Here is a 16,889-nt window from a genome sequence, read left to right on the forward strand (position 1 = left end):
CGGGCGCGCCGACCACGGACCGCGAGGTCCCGACACCAGGAACACACAGTGGGTTTCTCGACACTCTTCATCCGCCGGCCGATCGCCACGTCACTGCTCATGGTGGCGGTGCTGCTGCTCGGCATCCTCGGCTATCGCCAGCTGCCGGTGTCGGCGCTGCCGGAGATCGACGCGCCGAGCCTGGTCGTCACCACACAGTACCCGGGTGCCAGCGCCACGACGATGGCGGCGCTTATCACCACGCCGCTGGAACGTAATTTCGGCCAGATCTCCGGCCTCAACATGATGAGCTCGGACTCGTCGGCGGGCCTGTCCACGATCATCCTGCAGTTCAACATGGACCGCGACATCGACATCGCGGCGCAGGACGTGCAGGCGGCGATCAACCAGGCGCGCGGCACGCTGCCCAACAACCTGCCCTATCCGCCGGTGTACAACCGGGTGAACCCGGCCGACGCGCCGATCATGACGCTGATGCTCACGTCGGACACCCGTCCGCTGCGCGACGTCAACAACTACGCGGATTCGATCCTGGCGCAGAAGCTCTCGCAGGTGCAGGGCGTGGGTCTCGTCTCCATCGCCGGCAACGTGCGCCCGGCCGTGCGGATCCAGGTGAACCCGGCGCAGCTGGCCAACCTCGGCCTGACCATGGAAGACGTGCGCAGCGCGCTCACCCAGGCCAACGTCAACGCGCCCAAGGGCACGCTGAACGGCAAGACCCAGTCCTACAGCATCGGCACGAACGACCAGCTCGCCGACGCCGCGGAGTACAAGGACACCATCATCAGCTACAAGAACGGCGCACCCGTGCGCCTGTCCGACGTGGCGAACGTGGTCGACGGCGTGGAGAACGACCAGCTCGCCGCCTGGGCCAACGGCAAGCCCGCCGTGCTGCTCGACATCCGCCGCCAGCCCGGCGCGAACATCGTGCAGACGGTGCAGCAGATCCGCCAGACCATCCCCGACCTGCAGAAAGTGCTGCCGGCCGACGTGCACCTGAAGGTGTTCTCGGACCGCACGATCACCATCCGCGCCTCGGTCGAGGACGTGCAGTTCACCCTCATCCTCACCATCTGCCTCGTGGTGGCGGTGATCTTCGTCTTCCTGCGCCGCCTGTGGGCCACGGTGATCCCCTCGGTGGCCGTGCCGCTGTCGCTCATGGGCACGTTCGGCGTCATGGCCTTCGCGGGGATGTCGCTGGACAACCTCTCGCTGATGGCGCTGGCGGTCGCGACCGGCTTCGTGGTCGACGACGCCATCGTGATGATCGAGAACATCGTCCGCTACATCGAGCAGGGCCAGGACGCGAAGACCGCGGCCGAGGTCGGCGCGAAGGAAATCGGCTTCACCGTGCTGTCGTTGACCGTGTCGCTGATCGCGGTGTTCCTGCCGCTGCTGCTGATGCCGGGCGTCACCGGTCGCCTGTTCCACGAGTTCGCCTGGGTGCTGACGATCGCCGTGGCGATCTCGATGCTGGTGTCGCTGACGCTCACGCCGATGATGTGCGCGTACCTGCTGCGTGCCGACCAGTTGCCCGACGCCGAGGATGCCCACGAGCACGCCGCCGCGGCGGGCAAGCACACCACGTGGTCGCGCATCGTCGAGGGCTACGGCCGCAGCCTGGACTGGGTGCTCGACCATCGCCCGCTGACGATGATCGTGGCGGGACTCACCGTGGCGCTCACCGTCGCGCTCTACGTGGTGATCCCGAAGGGACTCCTGCCCGAACAGGACACCGGCCTCATCACCGCCGTCGTGCAGGCCGACCAGAACGTGGCCTTCCCGCAGATGGAACAGCGCACGAAGGCCGTGGCCGACGCCCTCGCCAAGGACCCCGCCGTGGCCGGCGTGGCCGCGTTCATCGGCGCGGGTTCGATCAATCCCACGCTCAACCAGGGCCAGATCTCGCTGGTGCTGAAGGACCGCGGCGATCGCGACGGCCTCGACGAGGTGCTGCCGCGCCTGCAGCGGGCGGTGGCCAACGTGGCCGGGGTGGCCCTCTACCTGAAGCCCGTGCAGGACGTGACGCTGGACAGCCAGGTGTCGGCCACCGAGTACCAGTACTCGATGTCGGACGTGAACTCGAGCGAGCTTGCCGGCTACGCCCAGCAGATGACCTCGGCGCTGCGCAAGCGGCCCGAGCTGGCCGACGTCGACAACAACCTCGCCGACAAGGGCAACGCGCTGAAGCTCACCATCGACCGCGATAGCGCCAGCCGCCTCGGCGTGCCGGTGCAGACGATCGACGACACGCTCTATGACGCCTACGGACAGCGCCAGATCTCCACCATCTTCACCCAGCTCAACCAGTACCGCGTGGTGCTGGAGGTGTCGCCGGAATACCGCAACAGCACGGACCTGCTGAACAAGCTCACCGTGCGCGGCAATGGCAACGGCGCGCTCACCGGTTCCAACGCCACCAGCTTCGGCCAGCTGGCCTCGAGCAACTCGGCCACGCCGGCGGGCATCGGCAACACCGGCAACGTGGGTTTCCAGGTCGGTGCCGGCGGCACGATCCCGCTCGCGGCGCTGGCGAGCGCCAAGCTCACCAGCGCCCCGCTGGTGGTGAGCCACTTGCAGCAACTGCCATCGGTGACCATTTCGTTCAACCTCGCACCGGGCTATTCGCTGTCGACCGCGGTGGACGCGATCCACGAGGTGGAGCAGCAGATGAACTTCCCGCCGCAGGTGCGCGGCCAGTTCATCGGCAAGGCGGCGGAATTCTCCTCGTCCGTGGGCGACGAAGTCCTGCTGCTCCTGGCTTCCATCATCGTCATCTACATCGTGCTGGGCGTGCTCTACGAGAGCTACATCCATCCGCTGACGATCATCTCCACGCTGCCCCCCGCCGGCGTGGGCGCCCTCCTGGCGTTGCTGATGTGCGGCATGAGCCTGTCCGTGGACGGCATCGTGGGTATCGTGCTGCTGATCGGCATCGTGAAGAAGAACGCGATCATGATGATCGACTTCGCCATCGAGGCGAAGCGCACCGGGATGAACGCCACCGAGGCCATCCGCCGCGCCTGCCTCCTGCGTTTCCGCCCGATCATGATGACCACGGCGGCGGCGCTGCTCGGCGCCTTGCCGCTGGCGCTGGGCAACGGCATCGGCTCGGAACTGCGCAAGCCGCTGGGCGTGTCGATCGTCGGCGGCCTGCTGCTCTCGCAGCTGGTCACGCTCTACACCACGCCGGTGATCTACCTGTACATGGAGCGGTTCTCCGACTGGCTGGCCGAGCGCAAGCGACGACGCGCCCTGGCGCACGACGCCGAACCCCAAGCCGCGGGCGGATGACGGCCCGGCTTCGGGCCACCGAGCCACCCCCTTTTCGCCGGACGGTTCGCCGCCCGGCGAAACCTTTTTCCGGCTGGCGCGTTAGGGACCGGATGCCCCGAATTCCCACGCCTCCCAGAAGCCTGTCCGCGCAATGAATATCTCCGGTCCGTTCATCCGTCGCCCCATCGGTACGTCGCTGCTGGCGATCGGCATCTTCGCGATCGGCGTCATCTGCTATGCCCTGCTCGGGGTGGCCGCCCTCCCCAACATCCAGTTCCCCGCCATCTTCGTCCAGGCGTCCCAGTCGGGCGCGGACGCCAGCACGATGGCCTCGACCGTCGCGGCCCCGCTGGAGCGGCACCTCGGCCAGGTGCCGGGCGTGGAGACGATGCGCTCCAATAGCTCCGAGGGCAGTGCCTTCGTGCTGCTGTTCTTCCAGAACGGCGTCAATATCGATGCCGCGGCGCGCGATGTGCAGGCGGCGATCAACGCGGCACAGCCCGACCTGCCCTCCGGGTTGCTCAACCAGCCTTCCTATACGAAGGCCAACCCGAACGACGATCCGATCATCGTGCTGGCGCTCACCTCGGACAGCGTGGCGCCCACCGACCTCTACAACATCGCGGACTCGGTGCTCGCCCAGCGCCTGCGCCAGCAGGAAGGCATCGCCAGCGTCGACATCGCCGGCAGCGCCACGCCGGCGATCCGCGTGGACGTAAACCTGCGTGCGCTGAATTCCATGGGGCTCTCGCCCGACCAGCTGCGCAATGCGCTTACCGCGGCCAACGTGACGTCGCCGCAAGGTTTCCTGAGCGACGGTCACACGACCATGGCGGTCACCGCGACGGACTCGCTGCACAAGGCCGACGAATTCGCGAAGCTCATCATCGGCGTCAAGGACGGCGTGCCGATCCGCCTCTCGGACATCGCCAAGGTCTACGACGGCCAGCAGGACGCATACCAGGCCGCCTGGTTCAACGGCCGACCGGGTATCCTGATGTACGTCTACAAGAAGGCGGACGCCAACGTCATCGAGACGGTGGACCGGGTGAAGGCACTGATGCCGCAGATGCAGAGCTGGCTGCCTGCCGGCGTGCGGCTGCATTCGTTCTTCGACGGGACGCCGACCATCCGCGCCTCGCTGCACGAGGTGCAGGCCACGCTGCTGATCAGCCTCGCCATGGTCATCATGACGATGGCGCTGTTCCTTCGGCGCCTGGCGCCGACGCTGATCGCCGGCCTCGCCGTGCCGTTGTCCCTGGCCGGCGCGTTCATCGCGATGTACGCCTTCGGCTATACCCTCAACAACCTCACGCTGCTGGCGCTGGTGATCGCGATCGGCTTCGTGGTCGACGACGCCATCGTGGTGATCGAGAACGTGATCCGCCACATGGACGAGGGAATACCCCGTTTCGAGGCGGCGCTGCTCGGCGCGCGCGAGATCGGTTTCACGATCGTCTCGATCACCGGCTCGTTGGTCGCGGTGTTCATCCCGCTGCTGCTGGCGCCCGGCGTCATCGGCATGTTCTTCAAGGAATTCACCGTCACGCTGGTCTCGGCCATCGTCGTCTCGGCGCTGGTGTCGTTGACGCTCACGCCGTCGCTCTGCGCGCATTTCCTCACCGCGCACAAGGACGCCAAGCCGGAATCGCGGCTGGGCCACGTGTTGGAGCGCGCCCAGGCCCGCCTGCTCGGCGCATACCGCCGGGCGCTGGACTGGACGCTGCGCCACGCGTTGCTCATGGCCTTGACGCCGCTGGTCCTGGTCGGTGTCACCATCGTCCTCGCCGGCATGGTCAAGGGCGGTTTCTTCCCGCCGCAGGACACCGGCCTGATCGGTGCCCGCGCCACCTCCGGTTCCACCGTGTCCTTCGGCGAGATGAAGGAGCGCCAGGCGCGCATCACCGAGATGCTGCTGGCCGATCCCGCGGTGAAGGCCGTCGGCTCGCGACTGGGAACGAGCCGGACCGGCTCCAGCGGCTTTTTCAACATCGAGCTGAAGACGATGGACGAGGGGCGCAAGGAAAGCACCTTCGTGGTGCTCGACCGCCTCTCGGCCAAGGCGAACAAGTATCCCGACCTCAACCTGCGCCTGCGGCCCATCCAGGACCTGCCCACGGGCGGCGGCGGTGGCAGTTCGCAGGGCGGGCAGTACTCGGTCTCGCTGAAGGGCGACGACGTCGCCGAGCTGCAGGCGTGGATACCGAAGTTGGTGGACGCGCTGAAGAAGAACCCGATGCTCAAGGACGTCGGCAGCGACATCGACGCCGCGGGCCTTCGTCAGAACATGGTCATCGATCGCGACACGGCCGCGCGGCTGGGCGTGTCGATCGGCGACATCGACGGCGCCCTGTACAACGCCTTCGGCCAGCGCGCCGTGTCCACCATCTACTCGGACATCAACCAGTATCGCGTCATCGTCAACGCCTTGCCCCAGATGGCGGCCACTCCCGAGGCGCTGAACCAGATCTACGTGCGCGCGAAGTCCGGCGCGATGGTGCCGATCACCGCGGTGACGCGGCAGGAGCCGGGCCTCGCGCCTACCCAGATCGTGCACGAGGACCAGTACACGAGCATGGATGTCAGCTTCAACCTCGCGCCCAACGTGAGCATGGGCGAGGCCGTGGACATCATCCAGAAGACGGTCGAGGGCATGCGCATGCCCGGCGACATCCACCTGGATACCGGCAGCAGCTTCGGCCGGTTCCAGCAGGCGCAGAGGAACATGCCGCTGCTGATCCTCGCCGCGATCGTCGTCGTCTACCTGCTGATGGGCATGCTCTACGAGAGCCTCATCCACCCGGTGACGATCATCTCGACGCTGCCCGCCGCGGGCGTGGGCGCGCTGGCCGCGCTCGTCATCACCGATACCGAGCTGTCGGTGGTGGCGATGATCGCGCTGGTGCTGCTCATCGGCATCGTGAAGAAGAATGCGATCATGATGATCGACTTCGCCCTGGTAGCCCAGCGCGACCATGCGTTGACCTACAAGGAAGCCATCCGCGAGGCCTGCCTGGTCCGCTTCCGGCCGATCATGATGACCACGATGGTGGCGATCCTCGCCGCCACGCCGCTGGCGATCGGCCTGGGCGAGGGTGCGGAACTGCGCCGCCCGCTCGGTATCGCGATGATCGGCGGCCTGGTGATTTCGCAGAGCCTGACCCTGCTCTCCACCCCGGCCCTGTACGTGATCTTCGCCTGCCTGTCGGAGCGCTGGAAGGCGCGCAAGGTGCGGCGGAAAGAGCGGCGGAAAGAGCGGCGCCAGGCCCTGGCCAGGGCCTCCTGATCCTTGTAGGAGCCGCTATAGCGGCGAGAAGCCAACGAAGCAATGAAACGGCAAGCGAGGTCCCCCAGGCTTTGAAGCCCGAGGCGCGGCCCCTCGCCGCTATAGCGGCTCCTACAGGGCTTGCGCCACAATGGACAGGTTTTCCCCCCAAGGATTGCCGAACATGTCCAGCTCGCCCAAGATCATCTACACGCTCACCGACGAAGCGCCGTTCCTCGCCACCGCCTCCTTCCTGCCCATCGTCGAGGCCTTCGCCGGCACCGCGGGCGTGGCGGTGGAAACGCGCGACATCTCGCTGGCCGGCCGTATCCTGGCGCAGTTCCCGGACCGCCTCACCGACGCGCAGAAGATCGGCGACCACCTGGCCGAACTGGGCGAACTGGCCACCACGCCGGATGCGAACATCATCAAGCTGCCGAACATCAGCGCCTCCGTGCCGCAGATGAAGGCCGCCATCCGCGAGCTGCAGTCGCAGGGCTACCGGTTGCCCGACTATGTGGACGCACCCTCCACCGACGAAGAGAAGGACATCAACGCGCGCTACGGCAAGGCCATGGGCAGCGCGGTGAACCCGGTGCTGCGCGAAGGCAACTCAGACCGCCGCGCCCCGCTCTCGGTGAAGAATTACGCCCGCAAGCATCCGCACCGCATGGGCAAGTGGTCGCCGGAATCGAAGTCGCATGTCGCGCATATGGACGGCGGCGATTTCTACGGTAGCGAGAAGTCCGCCACGATGGACAAGGCCGGTAACCTGCGCATCGAATTCGTCGGCAGGGACGGCGCCACGAAGGTGCTGAAGGAAAAGGTCGCCGTGAAGGCGGGCGAGATCGTCGACGCCGCCGTGATGAGCCGCAAGGCGCTCGCGGCCTTCGTCGGCGCGCAGATCGCCGATGCGAAGGCGAAGGGCGTGCTCTTCTCGCTGCACCTGAAGGCCACGATGATGAAGGTTTCCGACCCCATCATGTTCGGCATCGTGGTGCGCGAGTTCTACAAGGACGTGCTGGCAAAGCACGCCGACACGCTGAAGCAGGTGGGTTTCGACGCCAACAACGGCATCGGCGACCTTTACGCGCGTCTGGACAGGATCGAAGCGGGCAAGCGTGCAGAGATCGAGGCCGACCTGAAGGCGGAGTACGCGCAGCGCCCGGGCCTGGCCATGGTGAACTCGGACAAGGGGATCACCAACCTGCACGTGCCCAGCGACGTCATCGTCGACGCGTCCATGCCGGCGATGATCCGCGACTCCGGCGGCATGTGGAACGCCGAGGGCAAGCTGCAGGACGCGAAGGCCCTGATTCCCGACCGCTCCTATGCGGGCGTATACCAGGCGGTGATCGAGGACTGCATTGCGCACGGCGCATTCGATCCGGCGACCATGGGCAGCGTGCCGAACGTGGGCCTCATGGCGCAGAAGGCCGAGGAATACGGCTCGCACGACAAGACCTTCCAGATGGTCGCGGACGGCAGCGTTCGCGTGGTGGCGGAAGACGGTACGGTGGTGTTCGAGCATGCCGTGGAGCAGGGCGACATCTGGCGCATGTGCCAGACCAAGGACGCGCCGATCCAGGACTGGGTGAAGCTCGCCGTGCAGCGTGCCCGCCTCTCGTCCACGCCGGCCGTGTTCTGGCTCGACAAGCGCCGCGCGCACGACGCGCAGGTGATCGCCAAGGTCGAGCGTTACCTCAAGGACCACGACACCGCCGGACTCGATATTCGCATCCTCCCGCCCGTGGAGGCCACGACGTTCTCGCTCGCTCGCATCCGCAAGGGCGAGGACACCATCTCGGTGACCGGCAATGTGCTGCGCGACTACCTCACCGACCTGTTCCCGATCATGGAACTGGGCACGTCCGCGAAGATGCTTTCCATCGTGCCGCTGATGGCCGGTGGCGGCCTCTTCGAGACGGGCGCGGGCGGCTCCGCGCCGAAGCACGTGCAGCAGTTCGTGGAAGAGGGCTACCTGCGCTGGGATTCGCTGGGCGAATTCCTCGCCCTGGCCGCATCGCTGGAGCACCTCGCCGAGCGCTACGACAACCGGCAAGCACGCGTGCTCGCGAAGACGCTCGACCAGGCCAACGGCCGTTTCCTCGACAGCAACAAGTCCCCGGCGCGCAAGGTCGGCGAGATCGACAACCGCGGCAGCCACTTCTACCTCGCCCTGTATTGGGCGCAGGCGCTTGCCGCACAGTCGGACGATGCCGAGTTGAAGGCGAAGTTCGCCGGTGTGGCGAAGGCGCTGGAAGAGAACGAGGCGAAGATCGACGCCGAACTCATCGCCGCGCAGGGCAAGCCGCAGGAGATCGGCGGCTACTATCACCCGGACATGCGACGCGTCGACGCCGCCATGCGTCCGAGCGCCACGTTCAACGCGGCGATCGACGGACTCCGCGCTTCGGGCTGATGCTTGCATGTATGAGCCGGCATGCCGGCGAGGCAGGTCGCCTCGCCGCTTCGTTGGCCCTCGCCGCTATAGCGGCTCCTACAGGAGGTAGGAGCCGCTCATGAATCGCTGGCGGCTTTCAAGGTCGCCAATTCTTCGGCCGTAAGCACCAGCGACGCCGCCTTCGCGATGTCGTCCAGCTGCTCCACCGACGTCGCGCTCGCGATCGCGGCCGCGATCGCGGGCTGGGCCATCACCCAGGCCAGGGCGACTTGCGCGGGCGTGGCGTGCTGCGCCTCGGCGACCTGGTCGAGTGCGGCAAGTACCCGCGAGCCGCGCTCCCCGAGGTACGACTTCACCCTTCCGCCGCGCGCCTTGCTCTTCCCGAGATCGGCTTCGCTGCGATACTTGCCGCTCAGGAAACCGCTGGCCAGCGAGTAGTAGCTGATGACGCCGACCTGCTCCTTCACGCACAGTGGTTGCAGCGCTTCCTCGAAGCCCTTTCGATCCATGAGGTTGTATTCGGGCTGCATCGATTCGTAGCGCGCCAGCCCTTTTGCCGCGCTGGTATCGAGTGCGTCCTGGAGGCGCGTGGACGCGTAGTTGGACGCGCCGACGACGCGCACCTTGCCGGCCGTCACGAGGTCGTCGAACGCGCGCAACGTTTCCTCGAGGGGAACCTTGGGATCGTCCTCGTGGGATTGGTAAAGATCGATGCGGTCCGTGCGCAGGCGGCGCAGGGAGTCCTCGACGGCCTCGCGGATGTTGGTCGGCGACAGGCCGGGATAGCGGGCCCACTTGCCCACCTTCGTGGCGATCACCACCCGGTCGCGCTTGCCGCTCCGCGCGAGCCAGTTGCCGATGATCGTCTCGGATTCGCCACCTTCGTTGCCGGGCACCCAGGCTTCATAGACATCGGCGGTGTCGATGAGGTTGAAGCCGTGGTCCACGAAGGCGTCCAAAAGGTCGAACGAGCGTGGCTCGTCGACACTCCATCCGAACACGTTGCCCCCGAAGGCGAGCGGAGCCACATGCAGGGGCGAACGGCCGAGTTGGCGAAGCTTCATGCGTCATCTCCCTTGGGGCGGAAAACACCCATGATGACGCAAGCCAGGTTGAAGCGGCGTGTCTGCCTCAGCAGGTGGCGCAGGTCGGCTGGAGCGGGGCACGGAGGGACGGCGTGTCGCAGCAGGGCCGCGCGGGCGTCTCGGTCCGGCGGACGCCGGCCCCGCGATCCTGGTCGCCACGCCCCAGGCGGAGCACGAGTTCGCGATCGACGATATGGCCATGCATGAAGGCCAAGCCAGTGAAAATCGATGCCATGACAACCTCCAGCGGGAGCGCCGCAATGCCTTGCGACTACAGGGGAGCTAAAGGGTGCCCGTTCCGCGGGTTCGCAAAAAGCGATATGTTTGCAACCCGGTCTTGAGGATTTTTCACATGTCCCGGTTGCCGCTCGGTCAGCTTCAGGGGTTTGTCCTGGTCGCCCGCACGGGCAAGCTCTCGCGCGCCGCGGAACAGCTGAACCTGACCGTCAGCGCGCTCAGCCACCAGATCCGCAACCTGGAGGAACGCCTCGGACGTTCCCTGTTCGACCGCGGTCCGCGGGGTGTCACCCTGACCACGGAAGGGGCCAACCTCCTCGAGGCCATCGGCCACCATTACGAAGGCATCGAGCAAGCGCTCGGCCGCTACGAGGGGCGCCATCAGGACGCCGTGACGCTCAGCGTGCTTCCCTCGGTGGCCTCGAGCTGGCTCGTGCCGCGCCTGCCGCGCCTCGTCGGCAAGCATCCGGAGCTGGAGCTGAGCCTGCATTCGTCCGTATCGGTGGTCGATTTCGACCGCGAGCCCACCGTCGACGTGGCCTTCCGTTACGGTCTCGGCTCCTGGCCGCGCACGAAGGCCGACCGCCTGTTCGACGAATACATCGTGCCCATCGCCAGCCCGTCCCTGGTCCGTCGCATGGGCGGCCTCCCCGGGACGTCGCTCGAGGGCTGGCCGCTGCTCGGCGATCCCTCGGGTCGCTGGAACAACTGGGCCGAAGCCTTCGGCATGCCCCTGCCTTCGCGCTATGTCGCCCGCTTCGACAACACCGAGCACCTGCAGCGCGCGGTACTGGAGGGCATGGGCGTGGCCCTCGGCCGACTGGTCATGGCGCGCTCGCTCATCGAATGCGGCGCGCTCACCGTGCTCTGCGAAGAGCGCCTGCGTGTCACGGAGGCGTACTACCTCGTCTATCCCAAGCGGTCCGAAGCGCACAGCGGCGTCTCCCGTTTCCGCGAATGGCTGCTCGCCGAGGCCAGGGAATACGAGGAAGGCCTGGGCGACGGCACCCGCCTTGGCGCCTGGCGATACCTTCCCTGAGCTGCCTCTTGCCCGATTCACAATCGGATAGAACCTACGAGAACGCGCGCTCCCGCGCCATGGCTTAGTCGACCTGCCTCGATTGGAATAGCTCCCCTCTGAGCGACGGCGGGGCCGCATCCAATGAAAGCAGCAGGGGAACACGGCGGATGCGCGATGCGCCCGCTCGCACTGGCGATTGTACTCACCACCCTGGGAACGCCGGTCGTGTCGCGAGCACAGCAGGTACCGGATCCTGCCACAGGCGCCCACCGCCCGAAGATGGATTCAGCCGCGAACGGTGTGCCGGTGGTGAATATCGTTGCTCCCAACGCGAAAGGTATTTCGCATAACAAGATAAATTCGAAATATAAATCCGGGATTTCCCATTGATGGCCGGACACATAATTGTGTGAACTGCTCGGTTGCGACAGATGCAACACTTGCGGGCAACCCGGCCTCTGCGTTGCCGATCAGCTCGACTACTGGAGTGCCAATCTCGGTACTAGAGAAGCAGTTTGGAGCCAGGTTTCAGAGCATGAAAGGCTCGGACGAGATATACGCGACGATATTAGGTGCTGGTCCGGGTGCAAGGGGCATAGTCTTCGGAGCAACGGAGGATGGTCGGCTTGGTCATGTCTTCAACGTGGTAAATCAGAATGGCGTGGTTCGGTTCCTTGACGGGCAAACAGGCCAAGTTGCAAATTTTGAGCAATTTAAAGTATTTAAATTATTGAGGACAAACAAATGATTGACTACAACGTTGCTCTGGCTAAGGTGAACGAGCATCTCGGGAAATCCGAGATGGCTTTGCAAGTTACTAGTTGCGATGAGTTTCCGGTAGGTTGGCTGTTCTACTATCAAACCAAGGAATACCTGGAGACGGGGGACCCCTCATCCCTTCTTGCAGGGAATGGTCCGATGTTGATCGATCGAGAAACTGGCGATCTTTTAATTCTGGTGACGTATAGGCCGGTGGAGGTGCAGATCGAAGAGTACGCGCGACGTAGAGGGCATGCTATAGGCGGTTAGCAGGCTGTTGAGAAGCGGCTGTTTCCTCGCCTAGTGGCTTCTACAAACGGCGGGACCGCTGGCTTCGGAAATTGCAGGCGCAGTAAGAGAGAAGGTGGCGGAAATTAATGTCGATGGATCGGCCGGGTATGAGAATAATTAGGGTATTCCGGATCTTGGTCGTGGGTTATTGGTTCTTTGCGGTCGTTTTTGCTTTCTCATTAGGGATTCCCTACATCGAGAGCCTACTGATGGGTTGGAGGTTTGATCTCAGGGCCGTGTGGTTCATCGCTTTCAAGGGAGGGCCTCTTGCTGGATCTATTGGGATGCTATTGGCAAGCATCCGCCTACCGGCGCCGCGAGATCAGAATTGATGGAGGTGGATAGAACTTGATGTCCTCGGTTCCAGCAGGATAGCTAAGAACCGAGAGCCGTATGGCAGCCGGCGACTGATTGGACTCGCGATGCCAGCGCTAAAACAACTAGGATAGCCGTAGACAATGCGGTCAGTCATGAAAATAAGTATGGTCTTTAGACTTCTCCTCGTGGGCTTAATCCATTTTGCAACGGTTTTGGATTCGCTTTGGTAGTTCCGTACATTCATTTCTTGATTGTTGGTTTGGAGTTCGATGTGAAGGCGGCATGGTTTATTGCCTTCAAGGGTGGGGCTCTAGGCGGCATAGTTTCAATGTTGCTAGCGAGCATTCATTTTCCTCCGCCTCGGGATGAGGTTTGACGGGCTTGCGAGTGGGCGAGCCAGGACAGTGAAAAGCCCCACGTTCAGCTAAAGGGTCGCCCCTTCCCCTTGACCGGCCCACGCTGCGGCGCGACAATTCCCCGGCTGTCGCGTGGCGTTTCGCGTGACGGCATCCTCCTTAGCTTATCCAGGCATATGGACGTCTACCCTAGTCGACGCGCCGGCTCCCGCACGCATCGGGTCCCGGCGCTGGCAAAACTCATCGCCCGCGGCGACCGCACCCGGTCGGCCGGCGCTTTCCTCCGCTAGGGAAAGTCCGGCTCTCCTCGTCCGGAAGCCGTGAGCTTCCGTTATTCGAGGATTGAGCCATGAACCTCCAGCTCGAAAAGACCGGTCCACGCATGTTCGGTCGCCGTCTCGCCTTCGCACTCGCCCGTCGCCGCGCCACCGGACCCGTGCCGGCCAAGCGCACGGTCACCGTGCCGCGCTCGCTCGATACCGCCGAAAGCCCGGCGAAACCGGCGGATGGCAAACTCTCGCGGCCATGAACAGCGACATAGACCCTAACGACACCGCACGTCGGCTTCGCGCCGGCGCGAACATCATCGGCTGACGCCGAGGACCGCTCGCGCCCGACCGGACCGGCGTCCGGAAGGCAGCGAGCCATGAAGATCCACACCTCGCAGGCGGCCGTTGCCGCCAGGACCAACGCCCATGCCGTCGCCGCGGACGCCTACCGTCCCGCGGACGAACTGCTGCGCGCGCTGGACGCGCGTCCCGACGGTCTCGACGAAACCGCCATTTCGGAGCGGCTGGACCGCGACGGCGTCAACGAAGTCGGTCACGAGAAGCCACCGCACTGGTCGGTGCAGCTGCTGCGCGCCTTCCGCAATCCGTTCATCGTCGTGCTGCTGGTGCTCGCGGTGGTGCAACTGTTCACCGAACCCGACGACTACACCGGGCCGACCATCATCGCGGCGATGGTCGGCATCAGCGTGCTGCTGTCGTTCACCCAGGAATTTCGTTCGTCGCGCGCGGCCGAAGCGCTGAAGGCGATGGTACGGAACACGGCCACGGTGACCCGCCGCGCCGCGGACGGGCATGCCGAACGCATCGAGGTGCCGGTGGAGGAACTGGTCGCCGGCGACATCGTGCACCTCGGTGCCGGCGACATGGTGCCGGCCGACCTGCGCCTGCTGGCCGCGAAGGACCTGTTCATCAGCCAGGCCATCCTCACCGGCGAATCGATCCCGGTGGAGAAGGTGGCGCCGAACGGCACCACGGCCGTCGACGCGTCGGCGGCTCCGCTCGACCTGCCGACGGTCTGCTACATGGGTACCAACGTCGTCTCCGGCAGCGCCACCGCCGTGGTCCTCGCCACCGGTCCGCGTACCTATCTCGGTTCGCTGGCACACACGCTCGCCGGCGAGCGCGTGCAGACCAGTTTCGATCGCGGCATTTCCTCGGTCAGCTGGCTGCTCATCCGCTTCATGGCGGTGATGGTGCCCGTCGTCTTCGTCGTCAACGGCTTCGACAAGCACGACTGGCTGGAGGCCTTCATGTTCGGCCTGTCCGTGGCCGTCGGCCTCACGCCCGAGATGCTGCCGCTGATCGTCACCGCCAATCTCGGCAAGGGCGCCATCGCCATGTCGAAGCGCAAGGTGGTGGTGAAGCGCCTCAACGCGATCCAGAACTTCGGCGCGATGGACGTGCTCTGCACGGACAAGACCGGCACCCTCACGCTGGACAGGATCGTGTTGGAGCGCCACGTCGATCTCGCCGGCGAGGACTCCGACGAGGCGCTCGAATACGGGTACCTCAACAGCCGCTTCCAGACCGGCTTGCGCAACCTGATGGACAAGGCGGTCCTCGCGCACCGCGACCTCGAGCCGGCCGCCCGCCGCTTCCGCATCGTCGACGAGATTCCTTTCGACTTCCAGCGCCGGCGCATGTCCGTGGTGGTGACGGACGGGCAGGGCGAGCAGCTGCTGGTCTGCAAGGGTGCCGTCGAGGAGATGCTGGGCATCTGCACGCAGGCGCGCACCGGCGACGTCGTCGAGCCGATGACCGAGGAGAAGCGGCTCGCCATCCGCGCCATGACCCACCGGCTCAACGAGGACGGCCTGCGCGTCCTTATCGTGGCGATCCGCCGCGATCCGTCCGGCGACCGCGCATACGGGGTCGCCGACGAATCCGGCCTCACCGCCGTCGGTTGCCTGGCCTTCCTGGATCCGCCGAAGGATTCGGCGGCCACCGCCATCCGCGCGCTGCACCACCATGGCGTCGCGGTGAAGGTGATCACCGGCGACAACGAGGCCGTCACGCGAAAGATCTGCGTCGAGGTCGGTCTCGACGTGGAAGCCTCCGCGCAGGGCCGCGACATCGAACAGCTCGACGACGCGGCACTCGACGCGATGGTCGGCCGGACCACCGTGTTCGCGAAGATGTCGCCGGTGCAGAAGGCGCGCGTGGTGAAGTCGTTGCAGCGTCTCGGCCACACCGTCGGCTTTCTTGGCGACGGTATCAACGATGCACCGGCGCTACGCGACGCCGATGTAGGTATCTCGGTGGATACCGCCACCGACATCGCCAAGGAGTCGGCGGACATCATCCTGCTGGAAAAGAACCTGATGGTGCTGGAGGAGGGGGTGGTCGAGGGCCGCGTCACCTTCGGCAACATCATGAAGTACATCAAGATGACCGCCAGCTCGAATTTCGGCAACGTGTTCAGCGTGCTGGTGGCGAGCGCCTTCCTCCCGTTCCTGCCGATGCTGCCCTTGCAGATCCTCGTGCAGAACCTGCTCTACGACCTGTCGCAGCTGTCGATCCCGTTCGACCGCATGGACGAGGAATACCTGCGTCGGCCGCGCAAGTGGGATGCCGGCGACATCGGGCGTTTCATGGCCTGGATCGGGCCGGTCAGCTCGGTGTTCGACATCACCACCTTCTGGCTGATGTGGCACGTCTTCGGTGCGAACGACGTGGCACACCAGTCGTTGTTCCAGTCGGGCTGGTTCATCGAGGGCCTGCTCTCGCAGACCCTCGTGGTGCACATGATCCGTACGCGGCGCGTGCCGTTCCTGCGCAGCATGGCGTCGGCACCGGTGCTCGCGCTCACCGGTGCGATCATGGTGGTCGGCATGCTCATTCCGTACTCGGGGCTGGGCGCGCGCATCGGCATGCATCCGCTGCCCGGCATCTATTTCGCGTGGCTGGCGCTGACGCTGGCGAGCTACTGCGTGCTGACCCAAGTGGTGAAGACGATCTACATACGCCGGTATGGCCGCTGGCTGTAACCCCGGCTTGCGCAGGGATGACAGGCTACGGTGAAGCGTGGGCGATAAGGAATATCGCGTTCCCGCGGGGCAGTGCTTCATTAGCGCCTCCCAACGGAGAAACCGCCATGCTTCGACGCGCCGTCGCCCTTAGTCTCTTCACCCTTTCCCCAGCCTCCGCCCACCACGTCGACGCCATCGACTGGCCGACGAAAGAGGCCGGCATGGCCCGCTTCGCGACCATGGAATACCTGCTCGGCCTGAGCTTCGAGCGCCTCTGCGGCGACACCTTCTGCGAAGACACCTATGCCAACCTGCGTCCCATGCAACTGAGTTGCTCGGTGGATGCCCGCAAGGGAACGGTGCGGCAATGCCTGTGGATGTTCTCCGGCAGCAGTACCAGCGTTCACCCGAAGTCCGGCGCGGTGCGGGCATCCTCACGGGTCTACGCGTGCCGGCTGCCGATCGCCAGGGATACGCCGGTGGATTCGTTGTACGAAGCCCTCCATGGCGCGGAGCTGCTGCACGCGAAACTTCCGATGACCCACCGCGTCATCTACGACAGCCTGCGCGACTGCCTGCGGTGAGGTCTCCCACATGCCGCCTGCGATTACCGCTACA

Annotated in this window: 12 protein-coding genes; 10 read left to right on the forward strand and 2 right to left on the reverse strand. The window is 65.2% G+C overall.

Annotation, left to right across the window (positions count from 1 at the left end; genetic code table 11):
• The first annotated feature begins 48 nt into the window (after positions 1 to 48).
• The 3 genes from HBF32_RS18020 (at position 49) to HBF32_RS18030 (ending at position 8,963) form a co-directional block, all read left to right on the forward strand.
• Positions 49 to 3,294, forward strand: a complete 3,246-nt coding sequence (locus HBF32_RS18020; RefSeq protein ID WP_166701191.1) for an efflux RND transporter permease subunit — start codon at positions 49 to 51, stop codon at positions 3,292 to 3,294.
• Positions 3,295 to 3,427: 133 nt separating this feature from the next.
• Positions 3,428 to 6,562 (forward strand): efflux RND transporter permease subunit, encoded by a 3,135-nt coding sequence (locus HBF32_RS18025; protein WP_166701192.1) that lies wholly within the window; start codon positions 3,428 to 3,430, stop codon positions 6,560 to 6,562.
• A 163-nt stretch (positions 6,563 to 6,725) separates the two neighbouring features.
• Entirely contained in the window at positions 6,726 to 8,963 is a 2,238-nt protein-coding gene (locus HBF32_RS18030; protein ID WP_166701193.1) for an NADP-dependent isocitrate dehydrogenase, read from the forward strand.
• A gap of 98 nt (positions 8,964 to 9,061) precedes the next feature.
• Here HBF32_RS18030 and HBF32_RS18035 read toward each other — a convergent pair whose 3' ends face one another.
• Positions 9,062 to 10,009 carry an aldo/keto reductase gene (locus tag HBF32_RS18035; protein WP_166701194.1) on the reverse strand — a complete coding sequence of 316 codons (948 nt, stop codon included), beginning with the start codon at positions 10,007 to 10,009 and terminating at the stop codon, positions 9,062 to 9,064.
• 67 nt (positions 10,010 to 10,076) lie between these two features.
• Positions 10,077 to 10,265: a hypothetical protein gene (locus HBF32_RS18040; RefSeq protein ID WP_166701195.1), complete on the reverse strand. Its 189-nt coding sequence runs from the start codon at positions 10,263 to 10,265 to the stop codon at positions 10,077 to 10,079.
• Between the two features lie 117 nt (positions 10,266 to 10,382).
• On the opposite strand from HBF32_RS18040, the gene HBF32_RS18045 reads away from it, so the two are divergent.
• From HBF32_RS18045 to HBF32_RS18075, 7 genes are all read left to right on the forward strand, one after another.
• Positions 10,383 to 11,306 (forward strand): LysR substrate-binding domain-containing protein, encoded by a 924-nt coding sequence (locus HBF32_RS18045; protein WP_166701196.1) that lies wholly within the window; start codon positions 10,383 to 10,385, stop codon positions 11,304 to 11,306.
• Between the two features lie 156 nt (positions 11,307 to 11,462).
• Positions 11,463 to 11,678 (forward strand): hypothetical protein, encoded by a 216-nt coding sequence (locus tag HBF32_RS18050; protein WP_166701197.1) that lies wholly within the window; start codon positions 11,463 to 11,465, stop codon positions 11,676 to 11,678.
• Between the two features lie 19 nt (positions 11,679 to 11,697).
• Positions 11,698 to 12,036, forward strand: a complete 339-nt coding sequence (locus HBF32_RS19760; protein ID WP_425482255.1) for a toxin glutamine deamidase domain-containing protein — start codon at positions 11,698 to 11,700, stop codon at positions 12,034 to 12,036.
• Positions 12,033 to 12,317 carry a YrhB domain-containing protein gene (locus tag HBF32_RS18060; RefSeq protein WP_166701198.1) on the forward strand — a complete coding sequence of 95 codons (285 nt, stop codon included), beginning with the start codon at positions 12,033 to 12,035 and terminating at the stop codon, positions 12,315 to 12,317. Before HBF32_RS19760 ends, HBF32_RS18060 begins: the two co-directional genes overlap by 4 nt.
• A 1,044-nt stretch (positions 12,318 to 13,361) precedes the next feature.
• Positions 13,362 to 13,541, forward strand: coding sequence for a hypothetical protein (locus HBF32_RS18065; RefSeq protein WP_166701199.1), 180 nt, complete (start codon positions 13,362 to 13,364; stop codon positions 13,539 to 13,541).
• Positions 13,542 to 13,658: 117 nt separating this feature from the next.
• Entirely contained in the window at positions 13,659 to 16,289 is a 2,631-nt protein-coding gene (mgtA, locus tag HBF32_RS18070) for a magnesium-translocating P-type ATPase (RefSeq protein ID WP_166701200.1), read from the forward strand.
• A 107-nt stretch (positions 16,290 to 16,396) separates the two neighbouring features.
• Positions 16,397 to 16,855: a hypothetical protein gene (locus tag HBF32_RS18075; RefSeq protein ID WP_166701201.1), complete on the forward strand. Its 459-nt coding sequence runs from the start codon at positions 16,397 to 16,399 to the stop codon at positions 16,853 to 16,855.
• Positions 16,856 to 16,889 lie beyond the last annotated feature (34 nt).

It is taken from the genome of Luteibacter yeojuensis, from assembly GCF_011742875.1.
In the GTDB taxonomy this organism is placed as follows: domain Bacteria; phylum Pseudomonadota; class Gammaproteobacteria; order Xanthomonadales; family Rhodanobacteraceae; genus Luteibacter; species Luteibacter yeojuensis.